This window comes from Pseudomonas sp. 2(2015) (genome assembly GCF_000955865.1).
Taxonomy (GTDB): Bacteria; Pseudomonadota; Gammaproteobacteria; order Pseudomonadales; family Pseudomonadaceae; genus Aquipseudomonas.
In genome coordinates this window covers 39,738-65,970 of sequence record NZ_JYOF01000014.1, presented here as the reverse complement: position 1 = coordinate 65,970, position 26,233 = coordinate 39,738, and the positions used below count along the sequence as shown (strand labels likewise).

General features: G+C 60.1%; 22 protein-coding genes and 2 tRNA genes. 23 read left to right on the top strand and 1 reads right to left on the bottom strand.

The genetic code is table 11. From position 1 onward, the window contains the following. Positions 1 to 62: 62 nt before the first annotated feature. The 7 genes from dnaK (at position 63) to UB48_RS18595 (ending at position 9,804) form a co-directional block, all read left to right on the top strand. Positions 63 to 1,982, top strand: coding sequence for a molecular chaperone DnaK (gene dnaK / locus UB48_RS18625; RefSeq protein ID WP_038998651.1), 1,920 nt, complete (start codon positions 63 to 65; stop codon positions 1,980 to 1,982). 210 nt (positions 1,983 to 2,192) lie between these two features. Further along, a complete protein-coding gene (gene dnaJ / locus UB48_RS18620; protein ID WP_045199742.1) occupies positions 2,193 to 3,317 on the top strand; it encodes a molecular chaperone DnaJ in 1,125 nt (374 codons plus the stop codon). A 13-nt stretch (positions 3,318 to 3,330) separates the two neighbouring features. Next, positions 3,331 to 4,134, top strand: coding sequence for a 4-hydroxy-tetrahydrodipicolinate reductase (gene dapB / locus UB48_RS18615; protein ID WP_038998653.1), 804 nt, complete (start codon positions 3,331 to 3,333; stop codon positions 4,132 to 4,134). Between the two features lie 302 nt (positions 4,135 to 4,436). Continuing rightward, entirely contained in the window at positions 4,437 to 5,573 is a 1,137-nt protein-coding gene (carA, locus tag UB48_RS18610) for a glutamine-hydrolyzing carbamoyl-phosphate synthase small subunit (RefSeq protein ID WP_045199740.1), read from the top strand. Positions 5,574 to 5,679: 106 nt separating this feature from the next. Continuing rightward, a complete protein-coding gene (gene carB, locus UB48_RS18605) occupies positions 5,680 to 8,901 on the top strand; it encodes a carbamoyl-phosphate synthase large subunit (protein ID WP_045199739.1) in 3,222 nt (1,073 codons plus the stop codon). Further along, complete coding sequence (greA, locus tag UB48_RS18600) at positions 8,898 to 9,380, top strand: transcription elongation factor GreA (protein WP_176794211.1); 483 nt, start codon at positions 8,898 to 8,900, stop codon at positions 9,378 to 9,380. Before carB ends, greA begins: the two co-directional genes overlap by 4 nt. A gap of 28 nt (positions 9,381 to 9,408) precedes the next feature. Beyond that, the gene (locus UB48_RS18595) at positions 9,409 to 9,804 is read left to right on the top strand and encodes a hypothetical protein (protein ID WP_045199737.1); all 396 of its coding nucleotides are present in this window, start codon (positions 9,409 to 9,411) and stop codon (positions 9,802 to 9,804) included. Between the two features lie 12 nt (positions 9,805 to 9,816). On the opposite strand, the gene yhbY is transcribed toward UB48_RS18595, so the two are convergent. Then, a complete protein-coding gene (gene yhbY, locus UB48_RS18590) occupies positions 9,817 to 10,125 on the bottom strand; it encodes a ribosome assembly RNA-binding protein YhbY (protein WP_038606752.1) in 309 nt (102 codons plus the stop codon). Between the two features lie 100 nt (positions 10,126 to 10,225). Between yhbY and rlmE the strand changes: the two genes are divergently transcribed. From rlmE to UB48_RS18510, 16 genes are all read left to right on the top strand, one after another. Beyond that, positions 10,226 to 10,849: a 23S rRNA (uridine(2552)-2'-O)-methyltransferase RlmE gene (gene rlmE, locus UB48_RS18585; RefSeq protein ID WP_010222974.1), complete on the top strand. Its 624-nt coding sequence runs from the start codon at positions 10,226 to 10,228 to the stop codon at positions 10,847 to 10,849. A 213-nt stretch (positions 10,850 to 11,062) separates the two neighbouring features. Continuing rightward, positions 11,063 to 12,961, top strand: coding sequence for an ATP-dependent zinc metalloprotease FtsH (gene ftsH / locus UB48_RS18580; RefSeq protein ID WP_038998658.1), 1,899 nt, complete (start codon positions 11,063 to 11,065; stop codon positions 12,959 to 12,961). Between the two features lie 8 nt (positions 12,962 to 12,969). Further along, on the top strand, positions 12,970 to 13,821 hold the full coding sequence (gene folP / locus UB48_RS18575; protein ID WP_045199728.1) for a dihydropteroate synthase: 852 nt from the start codon (positions 12,970 to 12,972) through the stop codon (positions 13,819 to 13,821). A 16-nt stretch (positions 13,822 to 13,837) separates the two neighbouring features. Further along, positions 13,838 to 15,178: a phosphoglucosamine mutase gene (gene glmM, locus UB48_RS18570; RefSeq protein WP_045199725.1), complete on the top strand. Its 1,341-nt coding sequence runs from the start codon at positions 13,838 to 13,840 to the stop codon at positions 15,176 to 15,178. Positions 15,179 to 15,244: 66 nt separating this feature from the next. Further along, positions 15,245 to 16,000 carry a triose-phosphate isomerase gene (tpiA, locus tag UB48_RS18565; protein WP_045199723.1) on the top strand — a complete coding sequence of 252 codons (756 nt, stop codon included), beginning with the start codon at positions 15,245 to 15,247 and terminating at the stop codon, positions 15,998 to 16,000. A 3-nt stretch (positions 16,001 to 16,003) separates the two neighbouring features. Continuing rightward, on the top strand, positions 16,004 to 16,390 hold the full coding sequence (gene secG / locus UB48_RS18560; RefSeq protein WP_038998663.1) for a preprotein translocase subunit SecG: 387 nt from the start codon (positions 16,004 to 16,006) through the stop codon (positions 16,388 to 16,390). A gap of 19 nt (positions 16,391 to 16,409) precedes the next feature. After that, positions 16,410 to 16,495 (top strand) — tRNA-Leu (locus UB48_RS18555). Between the two features lie 97 nt (positions 16,496 to 16,592). After that, positions 16,593 to 16,669: transfer RNA gene (locus UB48_RS18550), tRNA-Met, on the top strand. A 129-nt stretch (positions 16,670 to 16,798) separates the two neighbouring features. Continuing rightward, positions 16,799 to 17,257, top strand: coding sequence for a ribosome maturation factor RimP (gene rimP / locus UB48_RS18545; RefSeq protein WP_045200046.1), 459 nt, complete (start codon positions 16,799 to 16,801; stop codon positions 17,255 to 17,257). A 59-nt stretch (positions 17,258 to 17,316) separates the two neighbouring features. Then, a complete protein-coding gene (gene nusA / locus UB48_RS18540) occupies positions 17,317 to 18,798 on the top strand; it encodes a transcription termination factor NusA (RefSeq protein WP_010222981.1) in 1,482 nt (493 codons plus the stop codon). 27 nt (positions 18,799 to 18,825) lie between these two features. After that, positions 18,826 to 21,330, top strand: a complete 2,505-nt coding sequence (gene infB, locus UB48_RS18535; protein WP_045199720.1) for a translation initiation factor IF-2 — start codon at positions 18,826 to 18,828, stop codon at positions 21,328 to 21,330. Between the two features lie 121 nt (positions 21,331 to 21,451). Further along, on the top strand, positions 21,452 to 21,853 hold the full coding sequence (gene rbfA, locus UB48_RS18530) for a 30S ribosome-binding factor RbfA (protein ID WP_045199718.1): 402 nt from the start codon (positions 21,452 to 21,454) through the stop codon (positions 21,851 to 21,853). Between the two features lie 3 nt (positions 21,854 to 21,856). Next, on the top strand, positions 21,857 to 22,774 hold the full coding sequence (gene truB, locus UB48_RS18525; RefSeq protein WP_010222984.1) for a tRNA pseudouridine(55) synthase TruB: 918 nt from the start codon (positions 21,857 to 21,859) through the stop codon (positions 22,772 to 22,774). Between the two features lie 153 nt (positions 22,775 to 22,927). Then, positions 22,928 to 23,197 (top strand): 30S ribosomal protein S15, encoded by a 270-nt coding sequence (gene rpsO, locus UB48_RS18520; RefSeq protein WP_010222985.1) that lies wholly within the window; start codon positions 22,928 to 22,930, stop codon positions 23,195 to 23,197. Positions 23,198 to 23,447: 250 nt separating this feature from the next. After that, the gene (pnp, locus tag UB48_RS18515) at positions 23,448 to 25,553 is read left to right on the top strand and encodes a polyribonucleotide nucleotidyltransferase (RefSeq protein ID WP_038998668.1); all 2,106 of its coding nucleotides are present in this window, start codon (positions 23,448 to 23,450) and stop codon (positions 25,551 to 25,553) included. Between the two features lie 258 nt (positions 25,554 to 25,811). Then, on the top strand, positions 25,812 to 26,162 hold the full coding sequence (locus UB48_RS18510) for a BON domain-containing protein (RefSeq protein WP_045199715.1): 351 nt from the start codon (positions 25,812 to 25,814) through the stop codon (positions 26,160 to 26,162). Positions 26,163 to 26,233: the final 71 nt, after the last annotated feature.

Here is a 26,233-nt window from a genome sequence, read left to right as displayed (position 1 = left end):
AGTATTACCGCAGTTAGCCACCACTGCTGCGGCAACCAAATTCAAGTTTCGGGAGAGTTAACATGGGTAAAATCATCGGTATCGACCTGGGGACCACCAACTCCTGTGTCTCCATTCTGGAAAACGGCAACGTCAAGGTCATCGAGAACGCCGAAGGCGCTCGTACCACGCCGTCGATCATCGCCTACGCCAACGACGGCGAAATCCTGGTTGGCCAGTCGGCCAAGCGCCAGGCGGTCACCAACCCGCACAACACCCTGTATGCGGTAAAACGTCTGATCGGTCGTCGCTTCGAAGAAGAAGTGGTGCAGAAAGACATCCAGATGGTTCCGTACAAAATTGTCAAAGCTGACAACAACGACGCCTGGGTTGAAGTGAACGGCCAGAAAATGGCGCCGCCACAAATCTCGGCTGAAATCCTGAAAAAAATGAAGAAGACCGCCGAAGACTACCTCGGCGAGCCAGTGACCGAAGCGGTGATCACCGTTCCGGCCTACTTCAACGACAGCCAGCGCCAGGCCACCAAAGACGCCGGCCGTATCGCCGGTCTGGACGTCAAGCGGATCATCAACGAGCCGACCGCGGCTGCGCTGGCCTATGGCATGGACAAGGCCAAGGGCGATCACACCGTGATCGTTTATGACCTGGGTGGCGGTACCTTCGACGTTTCGGTAATCGAAATCGCAGAAGTCGATGGCGAGCACCAGTTCGAAGTTCTGGCCACCAACGGTGACACTTTCCTCGGTGGTGAAGACTTCGACATCCGCCTGATCGACTACCTCGTCGACGAGTTCAAGAAAGAAAGCGGCATGAACCTCAAGGGTGACCCGCTGGCTATGCAGCGCCTGAAAGAAGCCGCTGAAAAGGCCAAGATCGAGCTGTCTTCGAGCCAGATGACCGACGTCAACCTGCCGTACATCACTGCAGACGCCACCGGTCCTAAGCACCTGAACGTGAAGATCTCCCGCGCCAAGCTGGAATCGCTGGTAGAAGACCTGGTTCAGCGCACCATCGAGCCATGCCGCATCGCCATGAAAGACGCCGGTATCGACGTCAGCAAGATCGACGACGTGATCCTGGTCGGCGGTCAGACCCGTATGCCGCTGGTGCAAAAAGCGGTTACCGACTTCTTCGGCAAAGAAGCGCGTAAAGACGTCAACCCGGACGAAGCGGTTGCCATGGGTGCTGCCATCCAGGGTGCGGTACTGGCCGGTGACGTCAAGGACGTATTGCTGCTGGACGTCAGCCCGCTGACCCTGGGTATCGAAACCATGGGCGGCGTGATGACCGCGCTGATCGAGAAGAACACCACTATTCCGACCAAGAAGTCGCAAGTGTTCTCGACTGCCGATGACAACCAGGGCGCCGTGACCATTCACGTGCTGCAAGGTGAGCGTAAGCAGGCTGCTCAGAACAAGTCCCTGGGCAAGTTCGACCTGGCCGACATTCCACCTGCTCCACGTGGTGTGCCACAAATCGAAGTGACCTTCGACATCGACGCCAACGGCATCCTGCACGTCGGCGCCAAAGACAAGGCCACTGGCAAGACCCAGTCGATCGTGATCAAGGCCAACTCCGGCCTGTCTGATGAAGAAATTCAGCAGATGATCCGCGACGCCGAAGCGAACTCGGAAGAAGACCGCAAGTTCGAAGAGCTGGCCGCTGCCCGTAACCAGGGTGATGCACTGGTTCACTCGACTCGCAAGATGGTCGTTGACGCTGGTGACAAGGTCACTGCCGACGAGAAAACCGCGATCGAAGCGGCCGTGGTTGCCCTGGAAGCCGCCATCAAGGGCGACGACAAGGCTGCCATCGACGCTAAAGTCGAAGAGCTGTCGAAGGTCTCGGCTCCGGTTGCCCAGAAGATGTACGCCGAGCAGTCGGCTGAACAGCCTCAGGGTGGTGCTCAGCAAGCTGAGCCGGAAGCCAAGCACGACGACGTCGTCGATGCCGAGTTTGAAGAAGTCAAAGACAACAAGTAATTGCTACAGGTTGTCGGCCAGTTGACTGTTTATTGATGGTTGGCTGGTAGGATGTCGCCGCGCGGGGGCTTGCTCCCGCGTTGGCGTGTCTGCAATACCCGAATTTTTACAGCATCTGTCAGCTGCCCGTGGGGCAGGTGAGGCGGGTGCTGGCGGCACAGCGCGGAATGCGCAGAGGTTTGCCGAACGTCCTCAAGAGTGCAAAGACTTATGGCAAAGCGTGACTATTACGAAGTTCTGGGAGTTGAGCGCGGCTCCAGTGAAGCGGACCTGAAGAAGGCCTATCGCCGCCTGGCGATGAAGCATCACCCGGACCGTAATCCTGATGACAAGGACTCGGAAGAGAAATTCAAGGAAGCCAACGAGGCTTACGAAGTGCTCTCCGATGCCAGCAAGCGTGCGGCCTATGACCAGTATGGTCATGCCGGCGTGGATCCGAGCATGGGTGGCGGCGGTGCCGGTTTCGGCGGCGCGAACTTCTCGGATATCTTCGGCGATGTGTTCAGCGATTTCTTCGGCGGTGGCCGTGGTGGTTCGCGCGGTGGCGCCCAGCGTGGCAGCGACCTGCGCTACACCCTGGAACTGAACCTGGAAGAAGCCGTGCGCGGCACCACGGTCAATATCCGTGTGCCGACGCTGGTCAACTGCAAGCCGTGCGACGGTTCCGGGGCCAAGAAAGGCTCGTCGCCGTCGACCTGCCCGACCTGCGGCGGTATCGGCCAGGTGCGCATGCAGCAGGGCTTCTTCTCGGTCCAGCAGACCTGCCCGCGCTGCCACGGCCAGGGCAAGATCATCACCGACCCGTGCGATTCGTGCCACGGCGAAGGGCGCATCGAAGAGTACAAGACGCTGTCGGTCAAGGTCCCGGCTGGCGTTGATACCGGCGACCGTATTCGTCTGTCCGGTGAAGGTGAAGCCGGTTCGCACGGCGGCCCGACTGGCGACCTGTACGTTGTCATCAACGTGCGTGAGCACCCGATTTTCCAGCGCGACGGCAAGCACCTGTACTGTGAAGTGCCAATCAGCTACACCGACGCTGCCCTGGGTGGCGAGCTGGAAGTGCCGACCCTCGATGGCCGGGTCAAGCTGAAGATCCCGGAAGGCACCCAGACCGGCAAGCAGTTCCGTCTGCGCGGCAAAGGTGTGGCACCGGTTCGCGGTGGTGGTGCCGGTGACCTGATGTGCCGGGTCGCGGTGGAAACCCCGGTCAACCTCAGCCGTCGCCAGCGTGAGCTGCTCGAAGAGCTGCGTGATTCGCTGGAAGGCGACAGTTCCCACTCGCCGAAAGCCAATGGCTGGTTCGAAGGCGTGAAACGCTTCTTCGGCGATCTCTAAGAAGGAATAGGGCATGCGACGTATAGCGGTAATGGGCGCTGCAGGGCGCATGGGCAAGACCCTGATCGAAGCGGTGCAGCAAACCCCGGGTGCCGGGCTGACCGCAGCGATCGATCGCCCGGACAGTTCGCTGGTCGGCGCTGATGCCGGTGAACTGGCGGCTCTGGGCCGAATCGGTGTGTTGCTGTCGGACGACCTGGCCAAGGTTGCCGACGAGTTCGACGTGCTGATCGACTTCACTCACCCCTCGGTGACCCTGAAGAACCTGGCGTTCTGCCGCAAGGCAGGCAAGGCGATGATCATCGGCACCACCGGTTTCTCGGTCGAAGAAAAGCAACTGCTGGCCGAGGCGGGCAAGGACATTCCTATCGTCTTCGCCGCCAACTTCAGCGTTGGCGTCAATCTCAGCCTCAAGTTGCTGGACATGGCGGCGCGGGTGCTGGGCGATGATGTCGATATCGAGATCATCGAGGCGCACCACCGGCACAAGGTCGATGCGCCGTCGGGTACCGCGCTGCGCATGGGTGAAGTGGTTGCCAATGCCCTGGGTCGTGACCTGCAGGAAGTGGCGGTATATGGCCGTGAAGGCCAGACCGGCGCGCGTGATCGCAAGACCATCGGTTTTGCCACTGTGCGCGCTGGCGATGTGGTCGGTGATCACACCGTGCTGTTCGCTGCCGAAGGTGAGCGCCTGGAGATCACCCACAAGGCCTCCAGTCGCATGACCTTCGCCAAGGGTGCGGTACGTGCCGCGCTGTGGCTGGACGGGCGCGAGCCTGGCTTGTACGACATGCAGGACGTGCTCGACCTGCGTTGACCTGCGCTGTATCCCCTGTGGGAGCGGGCTTGACCCGCGATTGCGGTTTGTCTGTCACGCCGCAATCGCGGGTCAAGCCCGCTCCCACAAGACCCTCCCAGTGCGCCCTGTCGCATTCCTGCGCCTTTCAGGCACATCAGTGGTAGACCAAAAAAGCGTTTTTCTGTAAGCTACAGCTTTAGTGTGTCCACTAAAAGCGCGCAGATAATTCGACGAAGAAAGCGGGGTGACGTGTCTATACGTCATTCCGCTTTTTTGCAACCTGCGATCGCCCCTTCAGGCTTGATTTACGGGAGGTCTTCTTGACTAAGCCAGCCATACTCGCCCTTGCCGATGGCAGCATTTTTCGCGGTGAAGCCATTGGAGCCGACGGACAAACCGTTGGTGAGGTGGTGTTTAACACCGCAATGACCGGCTATCAGGAAATCCTGACTGACCCTTCCTATGCGCAGCAAATCGTTACCCTGACTTACCCGCACATCGGCAACACCGGTACCACGCCGGAAGACGCCGAGTCCGACCGCGTCTGGTCGGCGGGCCTGGTGATTCGCGACCTGCCTTTGATCGCGAGCAACTGGCGCAACAAGCAATCCCTGCCTGATTACCTCAAGGCCAACAACGTAGTGGCGATCGCAGGTATCGACACCCGTCGCCTGACCCGCATCCTGCGTGAGAAGGGCGCGCAGAACGGCTGCATCCTCGCCGGCGACAACATCAGCGAAGAGGCTGCAATCGCCGCCGCTCGCGGTTTTCCGGGCCTGAAGGGCATGGACCTGGCGAAAGTCGTCAGCACCAAGAGCAGCTACGAATGGCGCTCCAGCGTCTGGGAGCTGAAGACCGACAGCCACGCCACAATCGAGGCGTCCGAGCTGCCTTACCACGTGGTTGCCTACGACTTCGGCGTCAAGCTGAACATCCTGCGCATGCTGGTTGCCCGCGGTTGCCGCCTGACCGTAGTGCCGGCGCAAACCCCGGCCAGCGAAGTCCTGGCACTCAACCCTGATGGCGTGTTCCTGTCCAACGGCCCTGGCGATCCGGAGCCTTGCGACTACGCGATCCAGGCGATCAAGGACATCCTCGAAACCGAGATCCCGGTATTCGGCATCTGCCTGGGCCACCAGTTGCTGGCCCTGGCCTCCGGTGCCAAGACCGTGAAAATGGGTCATGGTCACCACGGCGCCAACCACCCGGTCCAGGACCTGGACACCGGCGTGGTCATGATCACCAGCCAGAACCACGGCTTTGCGGTTGACGAAGCGACCCTGCCGGGCAACGTGCGCGCCATCCACAAGTCGCTGTTCGACGGTACCCTGCAGGGTATCGAGCGCACCGACAAGAGCGCGTTCAGCTTCCAGGGCCACCCTGAAGCCAGCCCGGGCCCGACCGACGTCGCGCCACTGTTCGACCGTTTCATCGATGCCATGGCCAAGCGCCGCTGAGCATCTGGCGAGAAGGCCCTGGACCGGTGCAAGCCGCGTTCAGGTGCCGCCCCCAAGATTGTTCAATGCGGCTTGCCGACTGACCTGCGGAATTGAGTGACAACCCATGCCAAAACGTACAGACATCAAAAGCATCCTGATTCTCGGCGCTGGCCCGATCGTGATCGGCCAGGCCTGCGAATTCGACTACTCCGGCGCCCAGGCCTGTAAAGCCCTGCGCGAAGAGGGCTACCGCGTCATCCTGGTGAACTCCAACCCGGCCACCATCATGACCGACCCGGCCATGGCCGACGCCACCTACATCGAGCCGATCAAGTGGCAGACCGTTGCCAAGATCATCGAGAAGGAGCGTCCTGACGCGCTGCTGCCGACCATGGGTGGCCAGACTGCCCTGAACTGCGCCCTGGACCTGGAGCGCGAAGGCGTTCTGGAAAAGTTCGGCGTAGAGATGATCGGCGCCAACGCCGATACCATCGACAAGGCTGAAGACCGTTCGCGCTTCGACACCGCCATGAAGGCCATTGGCCTTGAGTGCCCGCGCTCCGGCATCGCCCACAGCATGGAAGAGGCCAACGCGGTGCTCGAGAAGCTCGGCTTCCCGTGCATCATCCGTCCGTCCTTCACCATGGGTGGCACCGGTGGCGGCATCGCCTACAACCGTGAAGAATTCGAAGAAATCTGCGCCCGTGGTCTGGACCTGTCGCCAACCAAAGAGCTGCTGATCGACGAATCGCTGATCGGCTGGAAAGAGTACGAGATGGAAGTGGTCCGCGACAAAAAGGACAACTGCATCATCGTCTGCTCGATCGAGAACTTCGACCCGATGGGCGTGCACACCGGTGACTCGATCACCGTGGCGCCAGCACAGACCCTGACCGACAAGGAATACCAGATCATGCGCAACGCCTCGCTGGCGGTGCTGCGTGAAATCGGTGTCGAGACCGGCGGTTCCAACGTGCAGTTCGGTATCTGCCCGGACACCGGCCGCATGGTCGTGATCGAGATGAACCCGCGGGTTTCCCGTTCCTCGGCGCTGGCCTCGAAAGCCACCGGCTTCCCGATCGCCAAGATCGCCGCCAAGCTGGCCGTCGGTTACACCCTCGACGAGCTGCAGAACGACATCACCGGCGGCCGTACCCCGGCGTCCTTCGAGCCGTCGATCGACTACGTCGTCACCAAGCTGCCGCGTTTCGCCTTCGAGAAATTCCCGAAAGCCGACGCCCGCCTGACCACCCAGATGAAATCCGTGGGTGAAGTCATGGCCATCGGCCGGACCTTCCAGGAATCGCTGCAGAAAGCCCTGCGCGGCCTGGAAGTTGGCGTTTGCGGCCTGGACCCGAAAGTCGACCTGGCCAGCCCTGACGCTGCCAGCATCCTCAAGCGCGAGCTGACCGTGCCGGGCGCCGAGCGCATCTGGTACGTCGCCGACGCCATGCGTTCGGGCATGACCTGCGACGAAATCTTCGCCCTGACCGGTATCGATCACTGGTTCCTGGTGCAGATGGAAGACCTGATCAAGGAAGAAGAGAAGGTCAAGACCCTGGCCCTGTCGGCGATCGACAAGGACCTGATGCTGCGTCTGAAGCGCAAGGGCTTCTCTGACCAGCGTCTGGCCAAGCTGCTGGGTATCACCGACAAGAACCTGCGTCGTCACCGCCACAAGCTGGAAGTGTTCCCGGTCTACAAGCGCGTCGACACCTGCGCCGCCGAGTTCGCCACCGACACCGCCTACCTGTACTCGACCTATGAGGAAGAGTGCGAGGCCAAGCCGTCGACCCGTGACAAGATCATGATCCTCGGTGGCGGTCCTAACCGTATCGGCCAGGGTATCGAGTTCGACTACTGCTGCGTGCACGCAGCACTGGCCCTGCGTGAAGACGGTTACGAGACCATCATGGTCAACTGCAACCCGGAAACCGTCTCCACCGACTACGACACTTCCGACCGCCTGTACTTCGAGCCGCTGACCCTGGAAGACGTGCTGGAAGTGGTTCGCGTCGAGAAGCCCAAAGGCGTGATCGTCCATTACGGCGGCCAGACCCCGCTGAAACTGGCCCGCGCCCTGGAAGAAGCCGGCGTGCCGATCATCGGTACCAGCCCGGACGCCATCGACCGCGCCGAAGACCGCGAGCGTTTCCAGCAGATGGTTCAGCGCCTGAACCTGCTGCAGCCGCCAAACGCCACCGTGCGCAGCGAAGACGAAGCGATTCGTGCTGCCGGCGTGATCGGTTACCCGCTGGTGGTGCGCCCGTCCTACGTACTGGGCGGCCGCGCCATGGAGATCGTCTACGAGCTGGACGAGCTCAAGCGCTACCTGCGTGAAGCGGTGCAAGTGTCCAACGACAGCCCGGTGCTGCTCGACCACTTCCTCAACTGCGCGATCGAGATGGACGTGGATGCGGTCTGCGACGGCACCGATGTGGTGATCGGCGCGATCATGCAGCACATCGAACAAGCCGGCGTTCACTCCGGTGACTCGGCGTGCTCGCTGCCACCGTACTCGCTGCCGGCCCATGTGCAGGACGAAGTCCGCGAACAGGTCAAGAAAATGGCCCTGGAGCTGGGCGTTGTCGGCCTGATGAACGTGCAGCTGGCCCTGCAGGGCGACAAGATCTACGTGATCGAAGTCAACCCGCGCGCCTCGCGTACCGTACCGTTCGTCTCCAAGTGCATTGGCACCTCGCTGGCGATGATTGCCGCGCGCGTCATGGCTGGTAAATCGCTGAAGGAAATCGGCTTCACCAAGGAAATCATTCCTAACTTCTACAGCGTCAAGGAAGCGGTGTTCCCGTTCGCCAAGTTCCCGGGTGTTGACCCGATCCTCGGCCCTGAGATGAAATCCACCGGTGAAGTCATGGGTGTCGGCGACAGCTTCGGTGAAGCCTTCGCCAAGGCCCAGATGGGTGCCAGCGAAGTGCTGCCGACTGGCGGTACCGCGTTCATCAGCGTGCGTGACGACGACAAGCCACAAGTGGCCGGCGTTGCCCGCGACCTGATCGCCCTGGGCTTCGAAGTGGTTGCCACCGTCGGTACCGCCAAGGTCATCGAAGCGGCTGGCCTGAAAGTGCGTCGCGTGAACAAGGTGACCGAAGGTCGTCCGCACGTGGTCGACATGATCAAGAACGACGAAGTGTCGCTGATCATCAACACCACCGAAGGTCGTCAGTCGATCGCCGACTCCTACTCGATTCGTCGCAATGCGTTGCAGCACAAGATCTACTGCACCACCACCATTGCGGCCGGTGAAGCCATCTGCGAAGCGCTGAAATTTGGTCCGGAAAAGACCGTTCGCCGCTTGCAGGATCTGCATGCAGGACTCAAAGCATGAGCATTACCAAGTACCCGATGACCGTCCAGGGCGCTCGCGCCCTGGAGGAAGAGCACCTGTTCCTGAGCAAGACCGAGCGTCCGCGCCTGAGCCAGGCCATTGGTGAGGCCCGTGAGCTGGGCGACCTCAAGGAAAACGCCGAGTACCACGCTGCCCGTGAAGAGCAGGGTATGGTCGAGGCGCGTATCCGCGATATCGAAGGCCGTCTGCAGAACTCGGTGGTGATCGACGTCACCACCATTGCCCATACCGGCAAAGTGATTTTCGGCACCACCGTAGTGTTGGCCAACACCGAAACCGACGAAGAGGTGACCTACCAGATCGTTGGTGAGGACGAGGCGGACGTCAAGAACGGCAAGCTCTCGGTCGGTGCGCCGATCGCTCGCGCCATCATCGGCAAGGAAGAGGGCGATACCGTGGTGATCAAGACGCCAAGCGGTACGGTCGAGTACGAGATTGTCGAAGTCAAACACATCTGACCGACGCCGCGGCTTTGCCGCGGCCGCGGTGATCTGGCAACTGACCCAGGTGTTCTGGGTTGGCGGCCTGTGGATGTTGCATTTCGGTTTGCTGCCGGCGTTGGGCAAGATTGGCCTGGCGCCGCTGCTGATCGAGGATATCGGCAGCCTGATGGCATCGTTGCTGGTCGCGTTTGCGGCGTTTTGCGCAGGCGTGCAGGCATTGGTGCTGATGCAGGCTCAGGGCCTGGCCAGTCTGTGGCGGGATATGCGGGGGCAATTGCTGTCGATGGCGATGCTGGCGTGCGTGGTGTATTTCGCCTTGCGCGTGGGCATGCCGGAGGAGTTGCGCTGGCAGCTGTTCTGCTACCTGGTGCTGGGCCTGACCGGCCTGCTGCTGGTCATGCAACCCGTGCCGGGCAGGGCGCGCAAGGCGCGCCACTGACCGCGGCGAACATCACTTGTAACGGTGGATGTTCGACAGCTGTTTGTTCGGCTGTGGATTGCGGCGATAGATCAGCGCCTTCTTGCCGATGGTCTGTACCAGTTCGGCGCGGCCGGCCTTGCACAGCGCGGCGATTGCGGCGGCACGTTCTTCGCGGTCTTCGGAGCGAATTTCGACCTTGATCAGCTCGTGATCGGCCAGGGCGCGTTCGAGTTCGGCGATAACCCCTTCAGTCAGCCCATTGCCTGCCACAATCAGAACTGGTTTCAGATCGTGGCCAATGGATTTGTACTGTTTCTTCTGCTCGTTATTGAGCGGCATAATCTGACCCTTTGTCTGATTCTGTAAAAATGGCGGCCATTTTACCCGAGGGCCCGTGGATCCGCCCAGTTAATCACGACCCTTATCATCGAGGTGCCCAATGGCGCGTTCCAAGACAAGCCTTGGCTGGCTGAAAGAACACTTCAACGATCCTTACGTTAAAAAAGCGCAAAAGGATGGTTATCGCTCGCGTGCGAGCTATAAATTGCTGGAAATCCAGGAAAAGTACCGGATTATCCGCCCCGGCATGAGTGTCGTCGACCTCGGCGCGGCGCCCGGTGGCTGGTCGCAGGTGACCAGTCGTCTGATCGGCGGTCAGGGCCGTTTGATCGCCTCCGATATCCTCGAAATGGACAGCATTCCCGACGTTACCTTCATCCAGGGCGACTTTACCCAGGACGAAGTGCTGGCGCAGATTCTCGAAGCAGTGGGTAATTCACACGTAGACCTTGTGATTTCCGATATGGCCCCCAATATGAGTGGTACGCCTGCCGTGGATATTCCCAAGGCCATGTTTCTCTGTGAGCTGGCCCTTGATCTGGCGACCCGGGTACTCAAGCCGGGTGGCGATTTTTTGATCAAGATTTTCCAGGGCGAAGGGTTTGACGTATACCTCAAGGACGCTCGTCAGAAATTCGACAAGGTCCAGATGCTCAAGCCTGATTCTTCGCGGGACCGCTCCCGCGAGCAGTACTTGCTGGCGCGGGGGTATCGCGGCGAGTAGGGGCGTCAGGCCGGCGGCTTCCAGGGTATCCGATAGTTTTTTCCAATCGGCTCTCCTGCCTGACCTGGATGTACTTCGTGTAGTCTAGGTTTCACAAAGGGTTACAGACGGCGCCTGCAGATGTGTAGGTTATGTAGTAAGTTAAGCCGGTGAATATCATGCGAGGCACGGCTGCGCCGTCAGCCGGCTTCAGAGGGTAGCTAATTGAACGATATGGCAAAGAACTTGATCCTGTGGTTGATCATCGCGGCTGTCCTGGTGACGGTGATGAACAACTTCTCCAGCCCGAATGAGCCGCAGACCCTCAACTATTCCGACTTCATTCAGCAGGTCAAGGATGGCAAGGTCGAGCGCGTTGCGGTCGACGGCTACGTCATTACCGGTAAACGCACCGATGGCGACAGCTTCAAGACCATCCGTCCGGCCATTCAGGACAACGGCCTGATCGGTGATCTGGTCGACAACCACGTCGTGGTTGAAGGCAAGCAGCCAGAGCAACAGAGCATCTGGACCCAACTGCTGGTCGCCAGCTTCCCGATCCTGGTCATCATTGCCGTATTCATGTTCTTCATGCGCCAGATGCAGGGCGGCGCCGGTGGCAAGGGCGGGCCGATGAGCTTCGGCAAGAGCAAGGCGCGCCTGCTCTCCGAAGACCAGGTAAAAACTACCCTGGCCGACGTTGCCGGTTGCGACGAAGCTAAAGAAGAAGTCGGCGAGCTGGTTGAGTTCCTGCGCGATCCGGGTAAATTCCAGCGCCTGGGCGGTCGTATTCCGCGCGGCGTGCTGATGGTCGGCCCGCCAGGTACCGGTAAAACCCTGCTGGCCAAGGCCATTGCCGGCGAAGCCAAGGTGCCGTTCTTCACCATTTCCGGTTCCGACTTCGTCGAGATGTTCGTCGGTGTCGGTGCCAGCCGTGTTCGCGACATGTTCGAGCAGGCCAAGAAGCACGCACCGTGCATCATCTTCATCGACGAAATCGACGCCGTCGGTCGCCATCGTGGCGCCGGCATGGGTGGCGGTCACGACGAGCGCGAGCAGACCCTCAACCAGTTGCTGGTAGAGATGGACGGCTTCGAAATGAACGACGGCATCATCGTCATCGCCGCGACCAACCGTCCGGACGTACTCGACCCGGCGCTGCTGCGTCCAGGCCGTTTCGACCGCCAGGTTGTCGTTGGCCTGCCGGATATCCGCGGTCGTGAGCAGATCCTCAAGGTGCACATGCGCAAGGTGCCGATTGGCGACAACGTCAATCCAGCCGTTATTGCCCGTGGTACCCCGGGCTTCTCCGGTGCCGACCTTGCCAACCTGGTCAACGAAGCCTCGTTGTTCGCTGCCCGTGGCGGCAAGCGCGTGGTCGAGATGAAAGAGTTCGAGCTGGCCAAAGACAAGATCATGATGGGCGCCGAGCGCAAGACCATGGTCATGTCCGAGAAAGAGAAGCAGAACACTGCTTATCACGAAGCTGGCCATGCCATTGTCGGTCGCGTCGTGCCCGAGCACGATCCGGTCTACAAAGTGTCGATCATCCCTCGCGGCCGGGCATTGGGTGTAACCATGTTCCTGCCTGAGGAAGACCGTTACAGCCTGTCCAAGCGCGCGCTGATCAGCCAGATCTGCTCGCTGTACGGCGGCCGCATCGCCGAAGAAATGACCCTGGGCTTCGATGGCGTCACCACCGGTGCCTCCAACGACATCATGCGGGCCAGCCAGATTGCCCGCAACATGGTCACCAAGTGGGGGCTGTCGGAAAAACTGGGTCCTTTGATGTATGCCGAAGAAGAGGGCGAGGTGTTCCTTGGTCGCAGCGCTGGTTCCCAGCACGCCAGCGTCTCCGGTGAAACCGCCAAGCTGATCGACTCCGAAGTGCGCAGCATCATTGACCAGTGCTATGCCACGGCCAAGCAGATCCTCACCGAGAACCGCGACAAGCTCGACGCCATGGCCGACGCGCTGATGAAGTACGAGACCATCGATGCCGATCAGATCGACGACATCATGGCCGGTCGCGAGCCACGCGAGCCGCGTGACTGGGAAGGTGGGTCAGGCACTCCGGACGCCTCGGCTCCACGCCCAGAGTCGCCGATCGGCGGTCCAGCGGCGCAAGTCTAAGGGCATATATGACCTCACAGCAGTACCCGACCCGGTTGCCTTGCGGCAACCGGGTTCTTGATTTGTCCCGTACCCATGTCATGGGTATCCTCAATATCACCCCCGATTCCTTCTCCGATGGCGGTCGCTTCACCCAGCGCGATGCGGCCTTGCGCCACGCCGAGGCGATGGTGGCTGCCGGCGCAACCCTGGTCGATGTCGGTGGCGAGTCCACTCGCCCAGGCGCTCGCGCGGTGTCGGCACTGGAAGAGCTGGAGCGTGTTGCGCCTATCGTCGAAGCGATCAATCGCGAACTCGATGTGATCATCTCGGTCGATACCTCGACGCCAGCCGTAATCCGCGAGTCGGCCAGGCTTGGTGCCGGGTTGATCAACGATGTGCGCTCGCTCAGTCGTGATGGCGCCCTGGATGCTGCGGCAGCCACTGGTTTGCCGGTGTGCCTGATGCACATGCGCGGTGAGCCCGGCGACATGCAGGACGATCCTCAATACCAGGATGTCACCGCCGAGGTGGCGAGCTATCTTGAAGAGCGAATGGCTGCGTGTGCGGCCGTGGGCATCGAGGCCGAACGGATCATCCTTGATCCGGGTTTCGGCTTTGCCAAGACCCTCGGGCACAACCTCAGCCTGTTCAAGCACATGGACGCGCTCTACCGCTTGGGGCGTCCGTTGCTGGTGGGCGTTTCACGCAAGAGCATGATCGGTCTGGCCCTGGGCCGTCCGGTCGGTGAGCGGCTCTATGGCAGCCTGGCCCTGGCTGCGCTGGCGATGACCAAGGGCGCGAGCATACTGCGCGTTCACGATGTCGCCGAAACCGCCGATGTAGTGCGGATGATTGCTGCGGTGCAAGCCGCCGAATAAGAGTGATGGAGCATCTATGAGCAGAAAATATTTTGGTACCGACGGTATTCGTGGCCGTGTCGGCGAATACCCCATCACCCCTGACTTCATGCTCAAGCTCGGCTGGGCGGCTGGCATGGCCTTTCGCAAGCAGGGTGCCTGCCGGGTGTTGGTGGGTAAAGACACGCGCATTTCCGGCTACATGTTCGAGTCGGCTCTGGAAGCAGGCCTTTCCGCCGCCGGCGCCGATGTGATGCTGCTGGGGCCGATGCCGACCCCGGCCATCGCCTACCTGACCCGTACCTTCCATGCCGAAGCGGGCATCGTCATCAGTGCCTCGCACAACCCCCATGACGACAACGGCATCAAGTTCTTCTCCGGCCAAGGCACCAAGCTGCCGGATGAAGTCGAGCTGATGATCGAGGAGTTGCTCGACCAGCCGATGACCGTGGTCGAATCGAGCAAGCTGGGCAAGGTCTCGCGCATCAACGATGCGGCCGGTCGCTACATCGAGTTCTGCAAGAGCAGCGTGCCGAGCAGCACCGATTTCGCCGGCCTCAAGCTGGTGGTCGACTGCGCCCACGGCGCTACCTACAAGGTTGCGCCCAGCGTGTTCCGCGAGCTGGGTGCTGATGTCACCGTGCTATCGGCGCAGCCTGACGGCCTGAACATCAACGAGAACTGCGGCTCGACCCATATCGAGTCGCTGCAGGCGGCGGTGCTGGTTGGTCATGCCGATCTGGGTATTGCCTTCGATGGCGACGGCGATCGGGTGCTGATGGTGGACCACACGGGCACCATCGTCGATGGTGACGAACTGCTGTTCATCATCGCCCGTGACCTGCACGAGCGCGGCAAGCTGCAGGGCGGGGTGGTGGGTACCCTGATGAGTAATCTGGGCCTGGAACTGGCCCTGAAGGACCTGGATATCCCGTTCGTGCGCGCCAAGGTCGGTGACCGCTACGTGATGGCTGAGCTGCTGGAGCGCGATTGGGTGATCGGTGGCGAGAACTCCGGGCACGTGGTGTGCTGCAACCACACCACCACCGGTGATGCGATCATCGCCGCGCTGCAGGTGCTGATGGCCCTCAAGCGCCGTGAGGAAACCCTCGCCCAGGCTCGCCAGGCCCTGCGCAAATGCCCGCAGGTACTGATCAATGTGCGCTTCGGCGCGAGCAAGGTCGACCCGCTTGAGCATCCGGCCGTTCAGGAAGCCAGTGCCAAGGTTACCGAGGCCCTGGCCGGTCGTGGCCGTGTGCTGCTGCGCAAGTCCGGGACAGAGCCTCTGGTGCGGGTAATGGTCGAAGGCGAGGACGAAAGTCAGGTGCGCGGCCACGCCGAAGCCCTGGCAAAACTGGTAAGTGAAGTTTGCGTTTGAAATAGGCTTGCCAGAGGTGATCGGGTTGGGTAACATCTGCGCCCTCTTTGACCGACGAGGTACAGCATGCGTCGCCCTATGGTAGCTGGTAACTGGAAGATGCACGGTACCCGCGCCAGCGTCGCTGAGCTGATCAAGGGCTTGAGTAATCTCGCCCTGCCGAGCGGTGTCGAGGTCGCGGTGTTTCCCCCCGCCCTGTACATCAATCAGGTAATTGATGGCGTACAAGGCAAGGCGATCGCCGTCGGCGCTCAGAATTCTGCGGTACAGCCTGAGCAAGGCGCACTGACCGGTGAGATTGCACCGAGTCAACTGGCCGAGGCAGGTTGCGAGCTGGTACTGATTGGGCACTCCGAACGCCGCCAGATCATTGGCGAGAACGACGAAGTCCTCAATCGCAAGTTCGCTGCGGCACAGGCTTGCGGTTTGAAGCCGGTGCTCTGTGTAGGGGAAACCCTCGAAGAGCGCGAAGCGGGTAAAACGCTTGAGATTGTCGGGCGTCAGCTGGACAGCGTCATCGAAGCGTTCGGTGTCGAAGTCTTCGCCAGTGCGGTGATTGCCTATGAGCCTGTATGGGCCATCGGTACAGGGCTGACGGCCTCGCCACAGCAGGCTCAGGATGTGCATAAAGCCATTCGCGAGCAGCTGGCGGCAAAGAACCCGGAAGTCGCGGCGAATGTGCGGCTTCTATACGGCGGCAGCGTGAAGGCGGCCAATGCGGCTGAACTGTTCGGCATGCCGGATATCGATGGGGGCCTGATTGGTGGGGCTTCCCTGAACGCAGACGAATTCGGTGCAATTTGTCGCGCCGCAGGAAACTGAAAAATGCTGGAAACAGTGATCGTTGTTTTGCATCTGTTGGGCGCGCTGGGTTTGGTAGTGCTGGTGTTGCTGCAACAGGGTAAAGGTGCGGAAGCGGGTGCATCTTTCGGCGCAGGTGCTTCAAATACTGTGTTCGGAAGCCAAGGTTCTGCTACCTTTCTGAGTAAGTTTACTGCTATACTAGCTGCCTCTTTCTTCTTAACTGCTCTTGGGTTAGGATACTTTGCTAAGGAGAAAGCTCACGAGCTGACTCAAGTAGGGTTGCCAGATCCAGCGGTCTTGGAAGTGAAGCAGCAAAAGCCGGCAACAGATGATGTACCGGTGCTCCAGGAGCAGAAGAGCGAAGCCACTAACACTGGCGATGTTCCTCCCGCTCAAGAGCAGAAGTAACGGGTTTCAAAGTAGTATTGCCGAGGTGGTGGAATTGGTAGACACGCAACCTTGAGGTGGTTGTGCCCATAGGGTGTAGGGGTTCGAGTCCCCTTCTCGGTACCAATTGAAACAAGACAGCCCGCTACAGCGGGCTTTCTTGTAGGTGGAGGTTAGATTGACCCTGTCGGGGTTCGGTCGTATACTTTCGCCCCAGCTTTGTCGCGGGGTGGAGCAGTCTGGTAGCTCGTCGGGCTCATAACCCGAAGGTCGTTGGTTCAAATCCAGCCCCCGCAACCAGTTTCAGCGGAGCCCCTTTTGCAGGGGCTTTTTCTTGGCTGAACAGTCATAACGCCGGTATTCAACGGCGTATCAGGGATGGGCGCTTTGCCCATTTTTTATTTGCATAGCATGCACGAGGGGGTTCAGGTGTCGAGCAAGCTAGAACAGTTGCAGGCCTTGTTGGCCCCGGTGGTCGAGGCTCTTGGCTATCAATGCTGGGGGATCGAATTCATCTCTCAAGGCAAACATTCGGTACTGCGTATCTATATCGATAAAGAGGATGGAATCCTGGTTGATGACTGCGCGATTGTCAGTCGTCAAATCAGCGGTGTTCTCGATGTCGAAGATCCGATCAGTTCCGAGTACACCCTTGAAGTGTCCTCTCCTGGCATGGAACGCCCACTGTTCACCTTGGAACAGTTCGCTTCGCATGCCGGTGAACAAGTGAAGATCAAGCTGCGTACGCCCTTTGAAGGTCGTCGTAACTTTCAGGGCCTTCTCCGTGGCGTGGAGGAGCAGGATGTTGTGGTCCAGGTGGATAACAACGAATTCCTGTTGCCGATCGACTCGATCGACAAGGCCAACATTATTCCCAGTTTTGACTGAGACGTGCCGGATCCCGCGGACCGCGCGGATCCAATGGCTTGCGAAAGGCGAGGCGTACGATGAGCAAAGAAGTACTGCTGGTTGTTGAGTCGGTATCCAACGAAAAGGGCGTACCGGCCGGCGTAATTTTTGAAGCGCTGGAAGTGGCCCTGGCCACTGCAACCAAAAAACGTTTTGACGACGAAGTCGACCTGCGTGTGGAAATCAACCGCCACACCGGTAGCTACGAAACCTTCCGTCGCTGGACTGTCGTCGAAGAAAAGGATCTGGACGATCCGGCGATCGAAGTGTGGCCAGCGAAGATTCAGGACACCCATCCTGAAGCCAAGGTCGGTGACGTGATCGAAGAGAAGATCGAGTCGATCGAGTTCGGCCGCATTGCCGCCCAGACCGCCAAGCAAGTCATCGTCCAGAAGGTCCGTGAAGCCGAGCGCGCTCAAGTGGTAGATGCCTACCGCGAGCGTCTGGGCGAGATCATCTCCGGCACCGTCAAGAAGGTCACCCGTGACAACGTCATCGTTGACCTGGGCAACAACGCCGAAGCGTTGCTGGCCCGTGAAGACATCATCTCCCGCGAGACTTTCCGTGTCGGTGTGCGCCTGCGTGCACTGCTCAAGGAAATCCGCACCGAGAACCGCGGCCCGCAGTTGATCCTGTCGCGTACCGCGCCACAGATGCTGATCGAACTGTTCCGCATCGAAGTGCCGGAAATCGCCGAGGGCCTGATCGAAGTCATGGCCGCGTCCCGTGATCCGGGTTCGCGCGCCAAGATCGCCGTGCGCTCCAAGGACAAACGCATCGATCCGCAAGGTGCCTGTATCGGCATGCGCGGTTCGCGTGTCCAGGCGGTGTCCGGTGAACTGGGTGGCGAGCGTGTGGACATCGTCCTCTGGGACGACAACCCTGCACAGTTCGTCATCAACGCCATGTCGCCGGCTGAAGTCGCGGCGATCATCGTCGATGAAGACGCCCACGCCATGGACATCGCCGTGGGTGCCGACAACCTGGCCCAGGCGATTGGCCGTGGTGGCCAGAACGTGCGCCTGGCCAGTCAGTTGACCGGCTGGACCCTGAACGTGATGACCGAATCGGACATCCAGGCCAAGCAGCAAGCTGAAACCGGTGACATCCTGCGCAACTTCATCGACGAGCTGGAAGTCGACGAAGAGCTGGCACAGGTGCTGGTCGATGAAGGCTTCACCAGCCTGGAAGAGATTGCCTACGTACCGCTGGAAGAAATGCTCAACATCGACGGCTTTGACGAAGACATCGTCAACGAGCTTCGTGCTCGCGCCAAGGATCGCCTGTTGACCAAAGCCATCGCTACTGAGGAAAAGCTGGCAGACGCCCATCCGGCCGAAGACCTGCTCTCGCTTGAGGGTATGGACAAGGATTTGGCGATGGAACTGGCGGTGCGCGGCGTAGTTACCCGCGAAGACCTGGCCGAGCAGTCGATTGATGACCTGCTCGACATCGACGGCATCGACCAAGAGCGTGCCGGCAAGTTGATCATGGCCGCCCGAGCCCACTGGTTCGAGTAATTAGGCGCGGCCTGAGGAGAGAAGTGCATGACGCAAGTCACGGTGAAAGAATTGGCCCAAGAGGTCGCTGCACCGGTAGAGCGCCTGCTGCAGCAGATGCGTGAGGCAGGTCTGCCGCACACCGACGCCGGTCAGGTAGTGACCGACAATGAGAAGCAGGCATTGCTGGCTCATTTGAAGAGCAGCCACAAGGCAAAAGTGGAAGAGCCGCGCAAGATCACCTTGCAGCGCAAAACCACCAGCACCCTGCGTGTCGCCGGTAGCAAGAGCATCAGCGTAGAAGTACGCAAGAAGAAAGTATTCGTTCAGCGCAGCCCGGAAGAAATCCAGGCCGAGCAGAAGCGCGAGCTGGAAGAGCGCCGTGCAGCGGAAAACGCTGCCCGCGAAAAGGCCGATGCCGAAGCACGTCAGCGTGCCGAGGAAGAGTCCCGTCGCCAGCCAGCCGCTGCCAACGCCGCACCGGCTGCTGCCGCTGCGCCGGCTCCAGCGCCTGTAATCGAAGCCGCAGCCGCCGATGCTCCGGCACCGGTTGCCGAGCGCAAGAAAGACGACGTGCGTCGCAGCGACAAGTCGCGTGACGACGAGCGTCGTGGCGGCGAGCGCCGTAACGAAGCGCCGCGTGTTTCGGTCAAGGTCAAGGAAAAGGAAAAGGCGCCTACCCCGCGTGCCGCTCCGCGTACCACCGACGAAGAAAGCGATGGCTTCCGTCGTGGTGGCCGTGGCAAGGGCAAGCCGAAGAAGCGCAACGCCCACGGTTTCCAGAACCCGACCGGTCCGGTTATCCGCGACGTGCAGATTGGCGAGACCATCACGGTTTCCGACCTGGCCAACCAGATGTCCGTCAAGGGCGCTGAAGTGGTCAAGTTCATGTTCAAACTGGGCACTCCGGTGACCATCAACCAGGTGCTCGACCAGGAGACAGCTCAGCTGATCGCCGAAGAGCTGGGCCACAAGGTCACCCTGGTCAGCGACACCGCCCTGGAAGATTCCCTGGCCGAGTCGTTGAAGTTCGAAGGCGAGACCTTCTCCCGTGCACCAGTCGTGACCGTAATGGGCCACGTTGACCACGGTAAGACCTCGCTGCTCGACTACATCCGTCGTGCCAAGGTTGCTGCTGGCGAAGCCGGTGGTATTACCCAGCACATCGGTGCGTACCACGTGGAAACCGACCGCGGCATGGTCACCTTCCTCGACACCCCTGGCCACGCCGCGTTTACCGCCATGCGTGCCCGTGGTGCCAAGGCGACCGACATCGTGATCCTGGTGGTTGCGGCGGACGACGGCGTGATGCCGCAAACCCGCGAAGCGGTCCAGCACGCCAAGGCTGCCGGTGTTCCGCTGGTGGTTGCGGTGAACAAGATCGACAAGCCAGGTGCCGACCTCGATCGCATCCGTAACGAACTGGCCGTCGAAGGCGTCACTTCCGAGGACTGGGGTGGAGATACTCCGTTCGTCAAGGTGTCGGCGAAGATGGGTACCGGTGTCGACGAACTGCTCGAAGCGGTCCTGCTGCAAGCCGAGATCCTCGAACTCAAGGCCACTCCATCGGCTCCAGGTCGTGGTGTGGTAGTTGAATCGCGTCTGGACAAAGGCCGTGGCCCGGTGGCTACCGTACTGGTTCAGGACGGTACCCTGCGTCAGGGCGACATGGTCCTGTGCGGTTCGAACTACGGTCGCGTACGGGCCATGCTCGACGAGAACGGCAAGCCTGTTAAGGAAGCCGGCCCGTCGATCCCGGTCGAGATCCTCGGCCTGGATGGCACTCCGGACGCCGGTGACGAGCTGTCGGTAGTGGCTGACGAGAAGAAAGCCCGTGAAGTTGCCCTGTTCCGTCAAGGCAAGTTCCGCGAGGTCAAACTGGCTCGCGCTCACGCTGGCAAACTCGAGAACATCTTCGAGAACATGGGCCAGGAAGAGAAGAAGACCCTCAACATCGTGCTCAAGTCCGATGTTCGTGGTTCTCTCGAGGCCCTGCAGGGCTCCCTGAGCGGCCTGGGCAACGACGAAGTACAGGTTCGCGTGATTGGCGGCGGTGTCGGTGGTATCACCGAGAGCGATGCCAACCTGGCCCTGGCGTCCAATGCAGTACTGTTCGGCTTCAACGTGCGTGCCGATGCCGGCGCGCGCAAGATCGTCGAGCAGGAAGGTCTGGATATGCGTTACTACAACGTGATCTACGACATCATTGAAGACGTCAAGAAAGCCCTGACCGGCATGCTCGGCAGCGATGTTCGCGAGAACATCCTGGGTATCGCCGAAGTGCGTGACGTGTTCCGTTCGCCGAAGTTCGGCGCCATCGCCGGCTGCATGGTCGTCGAGGGTGTGGTCTACCGCAACCGTCCGATCCGCGTACTGCGCGAGGACGTGGTGATCTTCGAAGGCGAGCTGGAATCGCTGCGTCGCTTCAAGGACGATGCGTCCGAAGTACGTGCCGGCATGGAATGCGGTATCGGCGTCAAGAGCTACAACGACGTCAAGGTCGGCGACAAGATCGAAGTCTTCGAGAAAGTCCAAGTGGCTCGTACGCTCTAAGCCGCGAGCATGGGAACCGCCAATCGCCCGCCCCAGGGCGCCGCTTGGCGGCTCTGAACGCAACGCCCGGTCCGGCTCTAGCCTGGCCGGGCGTTTGCCGCTTTAGTTACAGGTAGCAAAAATGGCAAAAGAATATAGCCGTACCCAACGCATCGGCGATCAGATCCAGCGCGAGCTGGCCCAGTTGATCCGTCGTGAAGTCAAGGACCCGCGCGTCGGCGTGGTCACCATTACCGCTGTGGATGTCAGCCGCGATGTCGGCCATGCCAAGGTGTTCATCACCTCCATGGGCCAGGAAGGCGCGGAAGACATCAAGCAGACCCTCAAGGTGCTCAACGGCGCGGCCAGTTTCCTGCGCGTGCACCTGGGCAAGGAAATGCAACTGCGCAGCGTGCCGCAACTGCATTTCCACTATGACGAAAGCATCAGTCGCGGTGCCCACCTGTCGGCCCTGATCGAGCGCGCCGTCGCCGAAGACAAGCTGCACCAGGCTGCCGACACGCCCCTGGACACCAAGGAGTAAGCGGTGGCTCAGGTCAAGCGTATCCGTCGTAACGTCAGCGGCATCATCCTGCTCGACAAGCCGTTGGGGTTCACCTCCAACGCTGCCCTGCAGAAGGTCCGCTGGCTGCTCAATGCCGAAAAGGCTGGGCACACCGGCAGCCTCGATCCACTGGCCAGCGGCGTGCTGCCGCTGTGCTTCGGTGAGGCGACCAAGTTCTCGCAATACCTGCTCGATTCCGACAAGGGCTACGAGACGGTCATGCAACTGGGTCAGACCACCACCACGGGCGATGCCGAAGGTGAAGTGCTGAAAACCCGTGACGTGACCGTTGGTCGCGCCGATATCGAAGCGGTTTTGCCACAATTTCGTGGTCAAATCAGTCAGATACCGCCGATGTACTCGGCCCTCAAGCGTGACGGCCAGCCGCTGTACAAGCTTGCCCGTGCAGGTGAAGTAGTGGAGCGCGAGGCGCGTTCTGTTACTATTAACCGCTTGGAATTGCTCGAGTGCGAAGGCACCCGTGTCCGGTTGTCGGTCGGCTGCAGCAAAGGCACCTACATCCGCACCCTGGTCGAGGACATCGGCGAGGTGCTCGGTTGCGGAGCCTATGTCGCTGAACTGCGCCGTACGCACGCCGGTCCTTTCGAGCTGGCCCAGACCGTGACCCTCGAAGAACTCGAAGCGGTCCACGCCGAAGGTGGCAACGAAGCGGTCGATCGTTTCCTGATGCCATCGGACAGCGGTCTGCTGGACTGGCCACTGTTGCAGTTCTCCGAGCACAGTGCGTTCTACTGGCTCAATGGTCAGCCGGTCAGAGCCCCCGACGCGCCGAAGTTCGGCATGGTCCGGGTACAGGATCACAACGGTCGCTTCATCGGCATCGGTGAAGTGAGCGAAGACGGGCGCATCGCGCCGCGTCGCTTGATTCGGTCAGAATGATCGAAACCTTCAGTGTCAGGCCCAGGCCTGGCACTGGTGGTAAAGAGGATGGCTGTTAATAGGCACGGTCACGCCTCACTTTATGAATACAGGGAGCAGTCCCTGGCCTATTGGAAGCCGTTTGTTCGGTTTCCCTTGATTTGGAGAAGCCAGATGGCACTCAGCGTTGAAGAAAAAGCAAAGATCGTTGGCGAATACCAGCAAGCCGCCGGTGACACCGGTAGCCCGGAAGTACAGGTTGCTCTGCTGACCGCCAACATCAACAAGCTGCAAGGCCACTTTAAGGCCAACGGCAAAGACCACCACTCCCGTCGTGGTCTGATCCGCATGGTTAACCAGCGTCGCAAGCTGCTGGACTACCTGAAAGGCAAGGACACCACCCGTTACAGCGCCCTGATCGGTCGTCTGGGTCTGCGTCGCTAATAGCGGCCTGGCCAGTGGTGTGCACGGCGTGCTGCAGTCACCGCACGGAGCCTTTGGCCCCCGTGTCGGTGAGCACGCCTTGCCTATCTATGAGGTTGGCTGTCTGTCTCGCCTGAGCGGTTTACCGCAAGGGCAGGGCAGGCTCCCAACCTCTAGTTTTATCTGGACTGCCAACAGGGCCGATTCCCTGTTCTGCCCAAGAATTCGCAAGAACCCGTTCCCCCAGAGCCACTGAAAAAGGTAGGAAACCGTGAACCCGGTAATCAAGAAATTCCAGTTCGGTCAATCGACCGTTACCCTCGAGACGGGCCGTATTGCTCGTCAAGCGTCCGGCGCCGTATTGGTCACCGTCGACAACGATGTCACCGTACTGGTGACCGTGGTCGGTGCCAAACAGGCCGATCCAGGCAAAGGCTTCTTCCCCCTGTCCGTTCACTATCAGGAAAAGACCTACGCCGCAGGCAAGATCCCTGGTGGTTTCTTCAAGCGTGAAGGCCGTCCTTCCGAGAAAGAGACCCTGACCTCGCGTCTGATCGACCGTCCGATCCGTCCGCTGTTCCCGGAAGGCTTCATGAACGAAGTGCAGGTTGTCTGCACCGTCGTTTCCACCAGCAAGAAGACCGATCCGGACATCGCTGCGATGATCGGTACCTCGGCTGCCCTGGCCATCTCCGGCATTCCGTTCGAAGGCCCGATCGGCGCCGCCCGCGTTGCTTTCCACGAAAGCACCGGCTACCTGCTGAACCCGACCTACGAGCAACTGGCTGCCTCGAGCCTGGACATGGTCGTTGCCGGTACCTCCGACGCCGTACTGATGGTTGAATCGGAAGCCAAAGAGCTGACCGAAGACCAGATGCTGGGCGCCGTACTGTTCGCCCACGACGAATTCCAGGCTGTGATCCAGGCTGTCAAAGAGCTGGCCGCCGAAGCTGCCAAGCCGACCTGGGACTGGACTGCCAAGGCCGAGAACACCCCTCTGCTGAGCGCCATCCGTGGCGAATTCGGTGCTGCGGTTTCCGACGCCTACACCATCACCGTCAAGGCTGACCGTTATGCTCGCCTGGGCGAACTGCGCGAGCAAGTGATCGCCAAGTTCTCCGGTGAAGAAGGCCAACCTTCGGCTTCCGAAGTCAAAGAAATCTTCGGCGAAATCGAATACCGCACCGTTCGCGAAAACATCGTCAACGGCAAGCCACGTATCGACGGCCGCGACACCAAGACCGTACGTCCGCTGAACATCGAAGTCGGCGTACTGCCAAAGACCCACGGTTCGGCGCTGTTCACCCGTGGCGAAACCCAGGCCCTGGTCGTTGCGACCCTGGGTACTGCCCGTGACGCCCAGCTGCTGGATACCCTCGAAGGCGAGAAGAAAGACCCCTTCATGCTGCACTACAACTTCCCGCCGTTCTCGGTCGGCGAGTGTGGTCGCATGGGCGGTGCTGGCCGTCGCGAAATCGGTCACGGCCGTCTGGCCCGCCGTTCGGTCCAGGCCATGCTGCCTGCTGCCGACGTGTTCCCGTACACCATCCGCGTTGTTTCGGAAATCACCGAATCCAACGGTTCCAGCTCGATGGCTTCGGTCTGTGGTGCATCCCTGGCACTGATGGACGCTGGTGTGCCGATGAAGGCGCCGGTTGCCGGTATCGCCATGGGCCTGGTGAAAGAAGGCGAGAAATTCGCCATTCTGACCGACATCCTCGGTGACGAAGACCACCTGGGCGACATGGACTTCAAAGTGGCCGGTACCGCCAAAGGTGTTACCGCGCTGCAGATGGACATCAAGATCAACGGCATCACCGAAGAGATCATGGAAATCGCTCTGGGCCAGGCCCTGGAAGCGCGCCTGAACATCCTCGGCCAGATGAACCAGATCATTGGTCAGTCCCGTAGCGAACTGTCGGAAAACGCTCCGACCATGATCGCCATGAAGATCGACACCGACAAGATCCGTGACGTCATCGGTAAAGGCGGCGCGACCATCCGTGCCATCTGCGAAGAAACCAAGGCTTCGATCGACATCGAAGACGACGGTTCGATCAAGATCTTCGGTGAGACCAAAGACGCCGCTGAAGCTGCTCGCCAGCGCGTTCTGAGCATCACTGCCGAGGCCGAGATCGGCAAGATCTACGTCGGTAAGGTTGAGCGCATCGTCGACTTCGGTGCCTTCGTCAACATCCTGCCTGGCAAGGACGGTCTGGTTCACATCTCGATGCTGAGCGATGCTCGCGTCGAGAAAGTGACCGACATCCTTAAAGAAGGCCAGGAAGTTGAAGTACTGGTACTGGACGTGGACAACCGCGGCCGTATCAAGCTGTCGATCAAGGACGTTGCCGCTGCCAAGGCATCGGGCGTCTAAGATCGCCGCTTAAGAAAAAGGACCCTTCGGGGTCCTTTTTTTATGCCTGCAGAAATTGTCTTGCGGACTTGCATCTTGCATGCAGGATTTTGCCACGGCTTGCAAAATGCACGATCCAGTTTTTTGCTTGATTAGATAAGCTACTGTTTTATAAGGAGAAAATTATTCACAAAAGCTGGCACAGGCCCTGCAATAGTATTCATACCCCTGCTGCCAGGACTTACGGCGCAGACTTTTCGAAAAACAGGAGTGTCTCGTATGAAGAAGTTCGCTATTGCTGCCGCTACTGCCACCGCCCTGACCCTGACCCTGGCTAATGCGGCGTTTGCCCAACAGCCTTCCCAGGCTCCGCTGACCGTTGCTGCTGGTGAAGTTACCAAAGCAAAAGAAGCGACCTCCGACACCTGGATCACCACCAAGGTCAAAGCTGACCTGATGACCGAGAAAGGCATTCCGGGTACCGACATCAAGGTCGAAACCAACAAAGGCGTGGTCTCCCTGTCTTCCGAGGTTGCCGTGACCGATTCGCAGAAAGACATGGCGGTCGCTATCGCCAAAAAAATCAAAGGCGTTCAAGCCGTCTCGGCTGATGGCCTGAAAAGCAACTAAGGCGTTTGTCCCGACTCGCTGACCCTTACAGGTTCATGCGAAAGACCAAAAGGATTTGGTCACTCAAAGCC

Coding starts and splice junctions, on each gene's coding strand:
- dnaK (WP_038998651.1), top strand. CDS start 63: ATGGGTAAAATCATCGGTATCGACCTGGGGACCACCAACTCCTGTGTC.
- dnaJ (WP_045199742.1), top strand. CDS start 2,193: ATGGCAAAGCGTGACTATTACGAAGTTCTGGGAGTTGAGCGCGGCTCC.
- dapB (WP_038998653.1), top strand. CDS start 3,331: ATGCGACGTATAGCGGTAATGGGCGCTGCAGGGCGCATGGGCAAGACC.
- carB (WP_045199739.1), top strand. CDS start 5,680: ATGCCAAAACGTACAGACATCAAAAGCATCCTGATTCTCGGCGCTGGC.
- greA (WP_176794211.1), top strand. CDS start 8,898: ATGAGCATTACCAAGTACCCGATGACCGTCCAGGGCGCTCGCGCCCTG.
- yhbY (WP_038606752.1), bottom strand. CDS start 10,125: ATGCCGCTCAATAACGAGCAGAAGAAACAGTACAAATCCATTGGCCAC.
- rlmE (WP_010222974.1), top strand. CDS start 10,226: ATGGCGCGTTCCAAGACAAGCCTTGGCTGGCTGAAAGAACACTTCAAC.
- ftsH (WP_038998658.1), top strand. CDS start 11,063: ATGGCAAAGAACTTGATCCTGTGGTTGATCATCGCGGCTGTCCTGGTG.
- folP (WP_045199728.1), top strand. CDS start 12,970: ATGACCTCACAGCAGTACCCGACCCGGTTGCCTTGCGGCAACCGGGTT.
- glmM (WP_045199725.1), top strand. CDS start 13,838: ATGAGCAGAAAATATTTTGGTACCGACGGTATTCGTGGCCGTGTCGGC.
- tpiA (WP_045199723.1), top strand. CDS start 15,245: ATGCGTCGCCCTATGGTAGCTGGTAACTGGAAGATGCACGGTACCCGC.
- secG (WP_038998663.1), top strand. CDS start 16,004: ATGCTGGAAACAGTGATCGTTGTTTTGCATCTGTTGGGCGCGCTGGGT.
- nusA (WP_010222981.1), top strand. CDS start 17,317: ATGAGCAAAGAAGTACTGCTGGTTGTTGAGTCGGTATCCAACGAAAAG.
- infB (WP_045199720.1), top strand. CDS start 18,826: ATGACGCAAGTCACGGTGAAAGAATTGGCCCAAGAGGTCGCTGCACCG.
- rbfA (WP_045199718.1), top strand. CDS start 21,452: ATGGCAAAAGAATATAGCCGTACCCAACGCATCGGCGATCAGATCCAG.
- rpsO (WP_010222985.1), top strand. CDS start 22,928: ATGGCACTCAGCGTTGAAGAAAAAGCAAAGATCGTTGGCGAATACCAG.
- UB48_RS18510 (WP_045199715.1), top strand. CDS start 25,812: ATGAAGAAGTTCGCTATTGCTGCCGCTACTGCCACCGCCCTGACCCTG.